This is a genomic window from Dyadobacter luticola, assembly GCF_005860805.1.
GTDB lineage: Bacteria > Bacteroidota > Bacteroidia > Cytophagales > Spirosomataceae > Dyadobacter > Dyadobacter luticola.
Genome location: NZ_VCEJ01000005.1, coordinates 779,335 through 793,486, shown reverse-complemented (window position 1 = coordinate 793,486; position 14,152 = coordinate 779,335). Strand labels below are relative to the sequence as shown.

8 protein-coding genes are annotated in these 14,152 nt (G+C 48.8%); all 8 read left to right on the top strand.

The features are described 5' to 3' along the window. The first annotated feature begins 4 nt into the window (after nt 1-4). The 8 genes from FEN17_RS22425 to FEN17_RS22390 all read left to right on the top strand — a co-directional run bounded on the left by FEN17_RS22425 (nt 5) and on the right by FEN17_RS22390 (nt 14,127). Nucleotides 5-931, top strand: coding sequence for a hypothetical protein (locus FEN17_RS22425; RefSeq protein ID WP_138367914.1), 927 nt, complete (start codon nt 5-7; stop codon nt 929-931). Continuing rightward, on the top strand, nt 931-2,895 hold the full coding sequence (locus FEN17_RS22420) for an FAD-dependent oxidoreductase (RefSeq protein WP_229208953.1): 1,965 nt from the start codon (nt 931-933) through the stop codon (nt 2,893-2,895). Before FEN17_RS22425 ends, FEN17_RS22420 begins: the two co-directional genes overlap by 1 nt. Continuing rightward, nucleotides 2,892-4,037 carry an FAD:protein FMN transferase gene (locus FEN17_RS22415; RefSeq protein ID WP_138367611.1) on the top strand — a complete coding sequence of 382 codons (1,146 nt, stop codon included), beginning with the start codon at nt 2,892-2,894 and terminating at the stop codon, nt 4,035-4,037. Before FEN17_RS22420 ends, FEN17_RS22415 begins: the two co-directional genes overlap by 4 nt. After that, nucleotides 4,034-6,601 (top strand): glycoside hydrolase family protein, encoded by a 2,568-nt coding sequence (locus FEN17_RS22410; protein WP_229208952.1) that lies wholly within the window; start codon nt 4,034-4,036, stop codon nt 6,599-6,601. The genes FEN17_RS22415 and FEN17_RS22410 overlap by 4 nt, the downstream gene beginning before the upstream one ends. A gap of 178 nt (nt 6,602-6,779) precedes the next feature. After that, a complete protein-coding gene (locus FEN17_RS22405) occupies nt 6,780-8,492 on the top strand; it encodes a sodium:solute symporter family protein (RefSeq protein WP_138367610.1) in 1,713 nt (570 codons plus the stop codon). A 9-nt stretch (nt 8,493-8,501) separates the two neighbouring features. Continuing rightward, nucleotides 8,502-10,532, top strand: coding sequence for a glycoside hydrolase family 2 protein (locus tag FEN17_RS22400; protein WP_138367609.1), 2,031 nt, complete (start codon nt 8,502-8,504; stop codon nt 10,530-10,532). 45 nt (nt 10,533-10,577) lie between these two features. Next, complete coding sequence (locus FEN17_RS22395; RefSeq protein ID WP_138367608.1) at nt 10,578-12,854, top strand: FAD-dependent oxidoreductase; 2,277 nt, start codon at nt 10,578-10,580, stop codon at nt 12,852-12,854. 94 nt (nt 12,855-12,948) lie between these two features. Then, nucleotides 12,949-14,127: a TSUP family transporter gene (locus tag FEN17_RS22390; RefSeq protein ID WP_138367607.1), complete on the top strand. Its 1,179-nt coding sequence runs from the start codon at nt 12,949-12,951 to the stop codon at nt 14,125-14,127. Nucleotides 14,128-14,152 lie beyond the last annotated feature (25 nt).

The window sequence follows — 14,152 nt, the reverse complement described above, 5'->3', positions numbered from 1 at the left end:
GCGAATGTTCCTTACCACGGTTTTCATGCTCCTCATCGGCTCTCCCTCGCGGGGGGCCGATAAGGTGCGTGAATTCCAGATCGTGGAAAATGACACATTGACCTACACATTAAAACTCGCGCTGGATGACTCGGGCAAGCCGCAATACTTTTTCCGGAACATTTTCACACCAGTCTGCTACACAGGCGAATGCAAGCCGGTGCATGTCAATTTTTACTGGGATTTGCTGGGAAATTATGTGCGGTATGATCTGCCAAAAGGAAAGATTTTAACCAAAATAGACCACGACGAATTCAAGCCGGAGGACTACGAAAAGTTGCAGGACATTCTGGCGCAGCCCAACTCGATTTTCGCTGACCTGCAAATGGAAGACTTGATTGTAAAAGGCACCGAAAATCTTTCCGATTCGGTGGATGCGAAATCAGGCGCCACATTGAAAACCATTAAAAACCAGGTGATCGACGGGGCGGTTTACACGTGTTTCACGTTGTGGAAAATCGCTTACGGGAAGGCCGTACCTGAGATGAAAAAGATCATTGAAAGCTACAACAGTCCAGCGCTGTTGCACAGCTTCCTTAGTAGTGGAAATTACAATTATCAATACTGGGCGATGGAAAAAGTGATGGATACCAAAGGGAATGTGCAGCGGGACTATGAAGCCGACATTGAAAAAGTAATTGGCGGAAAGAACATTTTCATCGCCAAAAACACCTTGCAGAGGCTTAGCAGCGACTTTTTATCAACATCAAAAAGACAGGCCTGGATGTGGGAAGTTTACCAAAAATCATCCTACGCACTACAAATTGCGATTTTAAAAAAGGCGCAAAGCATTCAAGTCACGGACTCATTGAAAGGCAACCTGAAGGCCAGTCTTGAAAAATCAAACGAAGAACAGGCATCACTTATCAAACAAATATTGACCAAGAACTAATGAAAAATATTTCTGAAAATTACCCAAAATTTCTTTCCCAAGCCTCCGGGCTAAAGCCCGAGTCAAAGGAGTTGAAAGTTCGGTTCTATTACCGTTGGCTTAAGCCAACGGTAAACGACGAGGTCGCCGGAGTAAACGGTCCAGCGGCAGTCGGCAGCCGCGCCAAGCCAATTTTAATTGCTATACTTTCGCTCCTTGCGCTTTGCGCCGGGGCCCAGAACCACGTCTTCGTCGAAACAGAATCCTTCACAGAAAAAGGTGGCTGGGTGATTGACCAGCAATCGTTTGTTGTGATGGGCTCGTCGTACATCATGGCACATGGCATGGGGCGGCCGGTGAAGGATGCGGCTACGACTGTGAAATTTCCCAAAACCGGCAAATACAAAATGTGGGTGCGGACGAAAGATTGGGCGCCGTTTCCGAAAGGTCCGGGAAAATTTGAGATCAGCATTGATGGACAGAAGGTTAACCAGGTTTTTGGGTCGAGCGGATCGGATGTGTGGAAGTGGTATGATGGCGGCGAGGTGAACATTAGAGGTACGCAGGCCAAACTTTCGATGAAGGATTTAACCGGTTTCAATGGTCGGTGTGATGCGATTTTGTTTACGGATGATTTGAAATTTACCCCGCCGAATGAGCTGGAAGCATTGGGTGCATTTCGTAGAAAATTGCTGAACCTGACCGAAAAACCAGTCGATGCCGGAAGATTTGATATGGTCGTAGTCGGTGGCGGCGTGGCAGGTACCTGCGCGGCGATTTCGGCTGCCAGACAAGGATTAAAAGTAGCGTTGATCCAGGACAGACCGGTTTTGGGTGGCAATAATAGCTCCGAAATCCGGGTGCATCTGATGGGCGATACTGACAAAAATTACTATCCAAAACTCGGCCGCATCGTGCGCGAAATGGATAATGGCGACCCCGGAAACGGAAATGCCGATGCCAAAGAATATGGCGACGCACGCAAAATCGCGGTCGTGAAAGCTGAACCGAACATTTCACTATTCCTGAACACCTTCGTTAATAAAGTTGAAAAAGAGAGTGATATCATCACTGCAGTAGTTGGTCGCGACATTGCGACCAACCAGGAAACCCGCTTTTCGGGCTCCTTCTTTTCGGATTGCACTGGCGACGGGACGCTTGGTTACCTCGCTGGCGCGGAGTTCAGAATGGGCCGCGAAAGCAAGGCTGAAACCGGCGAGTCGCTGGCGGCAGAAAAAGCCGATGATTTCACCTTGGGTACCTCTAATTTATGGGCTTCGCTTGACCGCGACACGGTTTCATCTTTCCCCGAAACGCCCTGGGCGATGCAATTTTCGGATGAATACCACATTGACGAAGCGAAGGCTGACTGGCAGTGGGAAACCGGTTTTGGTAATTTCAACACCATCACCGAAGCCGAGAAAATCCGCGACCATAACCTGCGGGCGATCTACGGAAATTGGTCGTACCTGAAAAAGAACAAACCGGCCAAATACGCCAAGAAAGAGCTGGCCTGGGTGGCCTACATCGGCGGAAAGCGTGAATCGCGCCGCATCATCGGCGACCACATTCTCAACCAGATGGATATTCAGGAAGGCAAGCTTTATCCCGACGGCTCGGTAACTGCCACGTGGACGATCGACCTGCATTTTCCCGATCCTAAAAACAGCAAATACTTTGAAGGCCAGGAGTTTTTCGCCGGCACGAAGCACATTAAAGTCGCGCCTTATACCATTCCCTACCGCTGTCTTTATTCCAAAAACATTCAAAATCTGTTTATGGCAGGTCGTAATATCAGTACGACGCACGTGGCTTTCGGGAGTACACGGGTAATGCGTACCTGCGGCATGATGGGCGAAGTCGTAGGATTTGCAGCGGCGCTGGCTAACAAATACAAAACCTCGCCGAGAGGGGTTTATACGGATCATCTACCTGAATTGACTGCTATTTTGAAAGGGGAAACGCTCGCTCCGCAACCGGAATGAAATATCTCGCTTTGATTTCTTTTTTTGTTTTACTGGTTGCTGGCTCACCAATCTCGGGTCAGTCCAATCTTGGTAAGCCCGATCAGAGTGGTCCCTTTCCGTCAACTAAAGTAGACGGGAAATTACCGAGTGCGGCGTGGCGAGGATACGAGCCCGGTCGTTTCCCGTCTGCTTTAGCGGACGGAAAGGCGACCACTTCACTTCAATCACCGCTCACTTTCATTACCGGATCCGCGCAGGGAACTACTTACAACGCCAAATATTATGATGAAAAAGGCAGGAATTTTAAAACAGAAATCGATTCAATTTTGGCTGATTTTGACAAGAGCTTATCACTTTACCGTAATGATTCGGAGTTGGTAAAATTCAACAGAAATAGCTCCCTGACATTCCAATCGCCCTATTTTTATCCGGTTTTAAAAAAATCACAGGAAGTATATCAGGCTACAAACGGGGCTTTTGATCCTACGATTATGCCGCTGGCGGAGGCTTATGGTTTTGGTGCGAAACGGATTTCTGACCCGCAGAATGTGAATGTTGATTCGCTACTAAACCTGGTTGGTTTTCAGCACATTCAGTTTGATTCTTTGTCGGTTCAAAAATTGAAAAACAATGTCAGACTGGATTTCAATGGGATTGCGCAAGGGTATTCGGTGGATGTGATCGGGGCGTTTTTGCAGAAACAACACATAGACCGCTTTATGGTCGAAATCGGCGGCGAAGTTTTGAGTCGGGGCATGAAAGAAGAAGGCAAATCCTGGATCGCCAGCATTGAAGATCCGCTGCATCGCGGGGCCATGTTTGCCACGGCGCGGCTCGAAAACCGGGCGATGACGACTGCCGGAAATTACCACAATCATTTCATCAGAAACGGTCAGGTTTTCAATCATTTAATCAATCCCAAGACCGGCTCGATGGAGCAAACTTCGCTACTGAGCGTGACGGTTTTTGCCAAAGATGCCATCACTGCCGACGGCTATGATACGGCATTTTTTGTGATGGGCTTGGAGGCAACAAAGGCTTTTATTAAAAAAAGAAACGACCTCGACGTGTATTTGATTTACACCAATGAAAAAGGCGGCACCGAGACTTTTGCCAGCGACGGAATCAGGGATTTTATCAGAGAAACGAACAGACAATGAAAGTATATTTTGCAGTTTTATTGGGTTTTTTCGCAGCATTTAATGTTTTTGGTCAGAAAAAATACGCCGCTAGCCTGGCTAATGAACACATTGCAGTTCATTTTAGTGAGGACAAAGGCAATTTCAGCATTGCAAAGATTTTGGTTAAAAAAGATAGGAAATGGGTCGAGGGACTGACTCCCTCAGGCGAGTATACTTTGCTTTTTTCCGAAACAAAACCCTCTACCGAACCCAAAGAAACGTTTGAAAAAATCACCGGAGGAAAGTTTCCCGAGGACAACTATCATTATCAGGAACAACAGTGGAAGGAGAGCACAACCGACGTTTCGCTGAACAAGGCTGGGACTGCTTTTCATTTTTTACCAAATGATTTAAAAATCAATAATAAGCAACTGACATTCAGCAAAGAGACAGAAGTTGCGACGTTCAAAGCGGAATGGAAACTCGACCCGAAATTCCCGGACGACATTCAGGTAACCCTGCACATTATCCCCAAAAAGAAAGGTTACTTTTCGCTGGCTACCCCTACCCTGGCGTCGGTTCCTGTCAATCAAATGTCCTGGACTTCGGTGCCGGGCTATTTTCAGGGGAATTATATGCAGCAAAATTTTGCGCTGGCTTATGCTTACGGTCACGGGATTCCCGACCGGCCTGTGGTGTACCGCGAGCGCTGCGCGACAACATTAAGTCCGCTTATTTCTACGAAAAGCGGCGTTACACTTTCCGTAATCCCCGAGCCCGGACTCGCCCGCGACCCCTGGGCGAAAGACAAAAACACGCAAATTGACTGGCACCTGGGCCTCTCTCACATGAACCGCAAGGCGCAGCTTTCGCCGACCTTATACTACCCGGTTTTGGGCGAATATCAATCCGAAATGAATGTGGGCACCGAGCTCAGTTACTCATTTCGATACAGCCTCATCGCAGGCGACTGGTTCCAGGCGATTAAACATGCGGCCAATGATATTTACACATTTCACGAAACATTAAGTCTGCGACAGAGCAAACAATCGCTGACCGACCGCATTGAAAAAATGCATCATTACCTCACCGATCCGAAAACTTCGCTTTGGAACATTGAGGAATATGAGGGCAAGCAAATCGGTGCGCAATCGTATCTCGGCGGGGTGGTTGGCTCGAATAAGGATGCGATGAAAAATGCCGATTATGGCGCGATGTGGATGCTGGCGAATGCTACGAATGATCCGGAACTGAAAGAAAAAGTGCTGCCGCCCGCATTAAATTTCAAGCTGGTGCAGCAGGAAACGAATCAAGGATTTTTTGAGGGGGCGATTGAGGGGCAGTATTACCTGGCGAAGAGCAAAAAGTTTGTCGAAGAATGGGGCGAGGTTGTGGAGCCTATCGCACTGACTTACTATATCACGCTGGATATCGGCAATATGCTGCTTTTCGAGCCGGAGAATACGGAATTGAAAGAGAGATTGAGACTTGGCGCTGATAAATTGCTGAAATGGCAGAATGCGGACGGTAGCTGGGCGGTGGCTTACGACCGCAAAACGGAGCAGGAATTATTTAAGGATATCAAAGATTTGCGGCCCACATTTTATGGGATGATCGTCGCTTACCGAATTTTAAAGGATGAAAAATACCTGAAAGCCGCGAAAAAAGGGGCGGAATGGTTTATCAAAAATGCCGTCGAAACAGGCGCCTTTTTAGGGGTTTGCGGTGACGCGAGATATGCGCCGGATTTTGCTACCGGGCAGTCAGCGCAAGCTTTGCTGGATTTATTTGATTTGACCAAAAACAAAAAATACCAGGACGCGGCGGTGATCTGCGCCAAAATTTACACTGCCTCTGTGTACACGCATCCCATCGCCAGCCACAAACCTAAAAATGTAAACGGCACAGCCCACGAAGATTGGGAGATCAGTCAAAGTGGCCTCAGCTTCGAGCATGGTGGCATTTTCGGCTCGGCCACACGTCAGGGACCGATCCAGCTTGCGAGTCATGCAGGATTATTTATCCGAATGTATCAACTGACCGGAGAGCAAATTTTTGCCGATATGGCGCGCTCGGCGGCGATCGGCCGGGATGCTTTTGTGGACAGCAAAACGAGCGTGGCTTCCTACTACTGGAACGCGATGAACCGCGGCGCCGGCCCCTACCCGCACCACGCCTGGTGGCAGATTGGCTGGATTACGGATTATCTGTTGTCGGAGGCAGCATTACGCTCGGGTGGGAAAATTGGGTTTCCGAGAGGCTTCGTCACGCCCAAAGTCGGGCCGCATCAGACTTACGGTTTCGCACCGGGCAATGTTTATGGGGATCAGGCGAAGTTGGTGATCCTGGAAGGGTTTGCGGTGCCGGATAAGGCGGCGGTAGATGTGGTTACTGCCAAGTCGGTTTCTAAGAATAGTGTTTATGTGGTGCTGATGAATAGTGGCGCGGCGGCTGTTGATTTTAGTTTGAAACTAGATGAGAGTAAGATGGGGGATGCGAAGAAGATAGTGGCTTTGAAGTGGCTGGAAAATATGCAGAATGCTAACATTGAGCGGATTAGCATTCCTGCATTTGGCATTAGGGCATTGGAAGTTAGTTTTTGATTTGGTCATGCTGAGCGGAGTCGAAGCACGCTACTGGCTCGGCACATCGCCCTTTTCATTGTGCCAAGGAGCAGCGTGCTTCGACTCCGCTCAGCATGACGACATTAAAAGGGAATGCGATAGACGACGGAACAAAAACCTAGAATGACTACATCAAAAAAGCATTAAAAAACAACAAATGAATAATACGATTGATACCATAGTAATCCTCGTCTTTTCCGCCTTCGTCCTCGGCATCGGCCTTCTTTTTGCTCGGACGGGAAGGAATTTAAAATCTTTTTTTGCCGGAGGAGAGGCGGTCCCCTGGTTTATCGGGGGGCTGTCGCTTTTTATGAGTTTTTTCTCCGCGGGGACTTTTGTGGCCTGGGGATCAATCGCTTATAAACATGGCTGGGTGGCAATCACCATTCAGTGGACGATGTGCATTGGCGCGCTGGTGACGGCACTTTATCTGGCGCCGCGCTGGAAAAGAACGGGTGCGCTCACGGCGGCGGAATTCATTCGCGAGCGGCTCGGGCTGAATGTTCAGAAGACTTACATTTTCATTTTTACATTGGTTTCGGTTTTTATCAAAGGCTCGGTGCTCTACCCGGTCGCGAAGCTGGTCAGTGCTTCGCTGGATTTGCCTCTGGTGCCTTGTACGATTGGTTTGGGGCTTTTTATGATTGCTTACACGGCGGTCGGCGGGTTGTGGGCAGTGATGGTGACGGACATTCTGCAATTTGTGGTTTTGTCGGCGGCGGTGTTCATTTTGCTGCCGCTATCATTTGATAAAGTCGGTGGTTTTGAAGGGTTTAGCAAAGCGGTGCCGGATGATTTTTTCAATCTTTTAAATGGCGAATATACCATCGGTTTTGTCGCTGCTTTCGTCATTTATCATATATGTTACATTGGCGGAAACTGGACGATGGTGCAGCGATACACCAGTGTTGACAGTGAAAAATCTGCCAAGAAAGTGGCATTTCTCTTCGCCGGACTATACCTGATCAGCCCGGTGATCTGGATGTTCCCGCCGATGATTTACAAGGCGATTAACCCTGCATTAACTGGTCTGGATACCGAAAACGCCTACCTCATGATCTGCAAACTGGTGCTGCCACCGGGCTTGCTCGGCTTAATGCTGACGGGAATGTACTTCTCCACTTCGGCGAGCGCGAATACGGCTTTGAATGTTGTTTCGGCAGTTTTTACCAATGATATCTATAAAGGGATGGTTAACCCCAAAGCCTCAGACAAGCAGTTGATCCGCGTGGCGCGGGGTTCTTCCTGGTTTTTTGGATTGGGAATGATCGGGATTGCATTGCTCGTACCGGCTGCGGGAGGGATTGTTGAGGTCGTTTTAAGTATTTCAGCCATTTCCGGCGGGCCGCTGCTGGCACCTCCGCTCTGGGCTTTGTTTTCTAAAAGATTAAATAGTAAAGTGACATTGTGGGTGACGGGTATCGGGCTGACTGTTAATCTGTTTTTCAAAATACTGGCTCCCCTCCTGCTGGATTTCAAACTGTCCCGCGGCATGGAAACCATCGTCGGCGTCGGGCTTCCGCTGCTGCTTTTACTTGCCTATGAGCTTTGGGCTAGATCCAAAGATATTGTCGCTGCTGAGTACCTGACTTATCTCGATACAAAAGAGCAAAAGCGGATCGACGCGCTGGAAATTAATGAAGAAGAGGCTGTTGAGATTAAACGGCAAAACCGCTTTGGCTTACAGGTCATAGCTGGTGCGCTGCTTTTCACGGCGGTGATGCTATATATATTGAGTGCAATGACTACGTCTGGCGCTGGAATTACGGCGGGAGTCGCTACGGTCGTGCTGCTGGCTTCGCTAATTCCGTTTTCAGCTGCGCGGAAAGTCCAGATCAACCCTACCATTTTAGAAAACCATCAGATTTAAAACCCTGTCATGCAAACCCACTTGAAACATTTGCTTCTGTTAGCCTTCATTTTTTTTGTTTTTAAAACCCACGCCCAATACCACATCAAAGACCCGGGTGCGATTTCACTTAACGGCGACTGGTGGTTTGTGCTTGATCCGGCCGAGCAGGGGATTGCGAATCAATGGTATATTCAGGATGCGGCGAAGACTTCGCGGCAGGATAAGGTGACGGTGCCGCATTGTTTTTCGGCGGACAAGCGATACGAATTTTTTACGGGTACTGCCTGGTACCGCAAGCCTTTTTCCTGGAAGCCTACGACCGGGAAGCGCGTGATCCTGCATTTTGATGCGGCTTATTATAAGACTTATGTATGGTTGAACGGGCAGAAAGTTGGGGAGCATGAAGGGGGGTATACGCCTTTCAGCTTTGATGTGACGGCGCAGTTGAAAGACGGGGCGAATGAGCTGGTGGTGGCGGTCAACAATGATACCTGGAAAACGACGACGATCCCGGCTGTGAAAGATAATGGCGATCCGGATAACTCGTTTGTGGGCTGGGTGAACTATGGCGGGCTGATTAGGCCAGTTTATCTGACGGTCGAGCCGGAGGTTTATGCTGAGAATGTTAAGATTGAGAGCGTGCCGGATCTGGCAAAAGGCAATGCGAATGTTACTGCCAAAATCAGGGTAAAAAACACTTCTGCAAATGCTGTCACGCCGAAAGTTGCGTTTTCAATTTCGCAGGATAAAAAGCCTTTAACATTAAAATGGAAAGTAAAATCGGGCAACATTCCTGCCGGGCAAATTGCCTTGCTGGAAGCCGAAGCAACATTGACCTCAGCGCAGGTAAAGTTGTGGGACCTTGACCAGCCGAATTTATATGAGTTGAAAGCGACTGTCGGCTCAGATACTGTTTCGGCGCGTTTCGGAATAAGAAAAATAGAAATCCGGGATGCGCAGATTTTGTTGAATGGAAAACCTTTGAAAGTGGGTGGCGGCAACCGGGTGCTGGATTATCCGGGGCTAGGTTCGCTGGAACCGGATTGGCTGGTTGAGAAGGATTTTCGCCTCATGAAAGAGGCCGGGATGGAATTTCAGCGGCTGACACATTACACACCAGGCGAATATTTTTACGATCTGGCCGACCAATATGGCATGCTCATCATTACCGAGGCTGGTAACTGGCAGCTTACGCAAAAGCAGATGGACAATGATTCCATGCGCACCAAATTCAAATCGCAGTTCCGGGAAATGGCCGAGCGTGATTGGAACCACCCGAGTGTGATCGCGTATTCTGTTGGGAATGAGTACCCTTCCGAGCAGCCAGCAGGGCAGCGCTGGACCAAGGATATGATCGCATTTGCGCGGGAAGTTGACCCTACCCGCCTTTATACATTTGCCAGTATGCGGCTTAATGCGCTGCCTGCCAAAGCCGAGGATGAAGCGAGCCAATATGTTGACTTTGTGTCAACTAACACTTACGGCGGCCATGCTAAATCGCTGGACCACATTCACAAATTATATCCCGACAAACCGGTTTTTATCAGCGAGTGGGGCACGCGTTCCGACGGTTCGCGCGGGGAAGCTTACCAGGCGCAGCATATCCGGGAAGTGATGGCCGAGGTCCGCAAAAGGCCTTTTGTGGCGGGTACTTCTTGGTGGACTTACAATGATTACCGCAGCAAATTGTTTGGTACCAATATCAATGGTTTCCGCCCCTGGGGCATCGTCGGGCCGGACAGGTCGCCGCGGGTCGCTTACAAGGTGCACCAGGAAGAATTATCTCCGCTGACCATTGAAAAAGTGAAGTACGAACCGGGCGCGCAAGGCATGAATACATTGATTATCAAAGTCACAGCCCGGCCTGATTTTCCCACACGAAAACTTAGCAACTATTACATCAAAGCGGCCGGAACCCAGGTTACGATCCCCGAGCTCAACCCCGGCGAGAGTAGAGAGGCAAGCATTCCGATCCGCGGGTTCGCTGGAAAAACACAGATATCTATTTATAAACCAACAGGCTTTTTGACGATGGAAGCCGAATTTGCACTGGAATAATAAGCACACTAGCCTGAAAACCAGGAAGATAAAAAACCTGACAATATGATACGAGAAGAAGCATCAGCAAAAAGAACACCAAAAACCATCGCGTCAGCAGCCGACCTTGTGATTGTGGGGGGAGGATTGACGGGCGCCTGCGCGGCGATTACGGCAGCGAGGGCGGGTATGCAAGTGACATTGATCCAGGACAGGCCGGTGCTGGGCGGAAATTGTTCGAGCGAGGTGCGGCTCTGGATTTTGGGCGCGACCTCCCACATGGGCAACAACAACCGCTGGGCACGCGAAGGTGGCGTGATCGACGAGATTATGCTCGAAAATATTTACCGGAACCCTGATGGTAACCCGCTGATTTTTGATACGGTTTTGCTGGAAAAAGTGGTCGAGGAAAAGAACATTACGCTGCTTTTGAACACGGCGGTGTATGATCTGGATAAAAATACGGAGACGGAATCCATCACGGCGGTACATGCATTTTGCAGTCAGAATAGTACCAAATACTCCGTTTCTGCGCCACTATTTTGTGATGCTTCCGGGGATGGCATTGTCGGTTTTCTGGCGGGTGCGGCTTTCAGGATGGGTGCGGAATCGGCGGATGAGTTTGGTGAAAAATTTGCGCCGGACAAGGCTTATGGTGAGCTGCTGGGACATTCTATGTATTTCTATTCCAAGGATATAGGTCGGCCTGTGAAATTTGTTCCGCCTTCTTATGCTTTGCAGGACATTAAGGAAATCCCGCGCTATAAAACATTTAACCCGAAGGACTTTGGCTGCCGGCTTTGGTGGCTGGAATATGGCGGGCGGCTGGATACGGTGCATGATACCGAGAAAATCAAGTGGGAATTATGGAAGGTCGTTTATGGCGCTTGGAATTACATTAAAAATTCAGGTGAATTTCCGGATTCTGAGAATTTAACATTGGAATGGGTAGGTACGATACCTGGCAAGCGGGAAAGCCGGCGTTTTGAGGGAGATTACCTTTTGAAGCAACAAGATATCGTCGAGCAAAAACCATTTGAAGACACCGTGGGTTTCGGTGGGTGGAGCCTGGATCTGCATCCCGCCGATGGCGTTTACAGCGATCAATCAGGTTGTAATCAGTGGCATAGCAAGGGGGTTTACAGCATTCCCTACCGCTGTTATTACAGCCGGAACATCAACAATCTTTTTATTGCCGGAAGAATTATTAGTGCTACCCACGTGGCATTTGCTTCAACAAGAGTGATGGCCACGAGCGCGGTGGGCGGCCAGGCGGTGGCGATGGCAGCTGCGATTGCGAAAAAATATAACTGCTCGCCACGGGGAGTTGGGCAGCAACACTTGAAAGAATTACAATTGGAACTCTGGCGTGCAGGGCAATATTTGCCGCAGACCCACATTTCTGATTCTAAAAATTTAGTTGAGAAAGCAGTTTCAATTGATGCCACTTCCAAATTGAAATTGAGAGAACTATCTGGCTCGGAACATTGGTCGGTAATCTCACATTCCGTGGCGCAAATGCTGCCGGTCAAAGGCAAAGTGCCTGCGATGACAGTTTTGGTGGAGGTTTTGGAAGATACCGAGCTGCACGTTGAGCTGCGGAAAAGCAGCAGACATTTCAACCATACGCCGGACGTAACATTTGAAAGCAAATCTTATCAACTGGCAAAAGGCAGGCACGAAATTCAGTTAGACTGGTCCGAAAGTTTCGCGGAAGAAGCTTATGCTTTTGTTTGTTTTATGAAAAATGAAAATATCAAAATTCAATATAGCGACACGCGCGTAACTGGTTTATTGACAGTATTTAATGCGACAAACCCGGCTGTTTCCAATTACGGAAAACAGGAACCGACGGAAGACCTAGGCGTAGATACCTTCGAATTCTGGTGCCCGCAGCGCAGGCCAGAGGGACGGAACATTGCATTTAAACTGAGCGAGCCAATCTCTCTTTTTGAACCTGAAAACATTCGAAATGGCTTTCACAGACCGGTTTCCTCGCCCAATGCCTGGGTCGCTGATCCGCAGGATAAAAACCCGCAGCTGAACATTAAGTGGAACGAGCCGGTGACGATCTCGAAGCTGGAACTGGTTTTTGATACCGATTCTGACCACCCGATGGAAAATGTCATTTATGTACATCCGGAAACCGTGATGCCCTTTTGCGCAAGTGAAATCGGGGTTTATAACTGTAATGATGAACTCGTAGGAAGCATTTCGGATAACCATCAGACTAGGCGGACGATCGTTTTCGATAAACCAGTTACCACACAACATTTGAAGATCAGGGTCAAAAACACGCATGCAAATGTTCCGGCGGCCCTTTTTGAAGTGCGGTGTTATTGAGGTTAACTTCCTTTTTTATTCTTTGAAAACTAACAATTTGATCTTAAATTTGCTGCCCTGAATTACTCTATAATTTTAGTATACTACATAGACTTTGAAGGAAGCGGCGGACTTTTTACCCTCATCTGAAACCAATTCTGCTAACTGGGAATCGCTGGACGTGGCGTACATTGCAAGCGGTGATCCTGAGGAAGATCGTCGTTTGGCAGCATTGGCGCGGGAAAAAGGTAAAGTAGTATATCTCAGGGACCTGCCCGAGGAATCGGATGTGGTTTTTAAGAATATTGCGCCAGCATCTGAACGTAGTGCTGCTGAACATTCGGTTTCCAGAAATAATACAAAAACGCCTCTTACCTGGGAAACGGTCCAGCAAAAGCTCTGGGCAGCCACCACCCGCAAAAGAACCCGCACCGAAGTAGCCGTGAATATTTTCTCCGCGATCGCCTTGATGGTTGTCGGGCACCTGATTTTCGCATTCTTCACTTACGATCGCCTGACGCTGCTCTGGAAAGATCTCGAACTGAACGAAAACTTCTTTTATTATGTGCTCGGCGGGTTTGTCGCGCAAATGATCGACGGGGCGCTGGGGATGGCTTACGGGGTTACGGCATCAACATTTCTACTGACATTGGGCGTTCCTCCTTCTGCGGTGAGTGCCAGTGTGCATACTTCGGAGATTTTTACGAGCGGGGTTTCAGGGTATATGCACCTGAAATTCGGGAATGTAAACAGCAAGCTTTTTAAGAAGATTTTGTTCCCCGGCGTGCTCGGCGCGATTGCCGGCGCTTACCTGCTCTCGTCCTTCGAGCAATATATTTACATCATTAAGCCCATGGTGGCGGTTTACACGCTGATCCTGGGAATTCTTATCATTCAGAAAGCGTTGAAGAAACGAGTCGAAAAACGGCCGATCAGGCAGATTGGCTGGCTTGCATTGGCCGGCGGAACGCTGGATTCGATTGGCGGCGGCGGCTGGGGACCGATTGTAACGTCTACATTGATCGCCCGCGGACGTCACCCGAAATACACGATCGGTTCGGTTAACCTGGCCGAATTTTTCGTCTCACTGGCAAGCTCGGTTACCTTCATCAGCATCATTGGATTTTCACACTGGCAGGTCGTATTAGGATTGATTTTGGGAGGCATGGTCTCCGCTCCTATCGCCGCCAATTTGTCAAGAAGGCTACCGATCAAAACCATGATGATCATGGTCGGCACCATCGTTATCATTGTGAGCTTGCGGATTATTTATATGATGCTGAGCAGTTTATAGCGATTCACTTTTCGCTTCATGGAAC

Bases quoted from the DNA above. Each gene is read 5' to 3' on its own strand.
- FEN17_RS22425 (WP_138367914.1), top strand. From the start codon at position 5: ATGTTCCTTACCACGGTTTTCATGCTCCTCATCGGCTCTCCCTCGCGG.
- FEN17_RS22420 (WP_229208953.1), top strand. From the start codon at position 931: ATGAAAAATATTTCTGAAAATTACCCAAAATTTCTTTCCCAAGCCTCC.
- FEN17_RS22415 (WP_138367611.1), top strand. From the start codon at position 2,892: ATGAAATATCTCGCTTTGATTTCTTTTTTTGTTTTACTGGTTGCTGGC.
- FEN17_RS22410 (WP_229208952.1), top strand. From the start codon at position 4,034: ATGAAAGTATATTTTGCAGTTTTATTGGGTTTTTTCGCAGCATTTAAT.
- FEN17_RS22405 (WP_138367610.1), top strand. From the start codon at position 6,780: ATGAATAATACGATTGATACCATAGTAATCCTCGTCTTTTCCGCCTTC.
- FEN17_RS22400 (WP_138367609.1), top strand. From the start codon at position 8,502: ATGCAAACCCACTTGAAACATTTGCTTCTGTTAGCCTTCATTTTTTTT.
- FEN17_RS22395 (WP_138367608.1), top strand. From the start codon at position 10,578: ATGATACGAGAAGAAGCATCAGCAAAAAGAACACCAAAAACCATCGCG.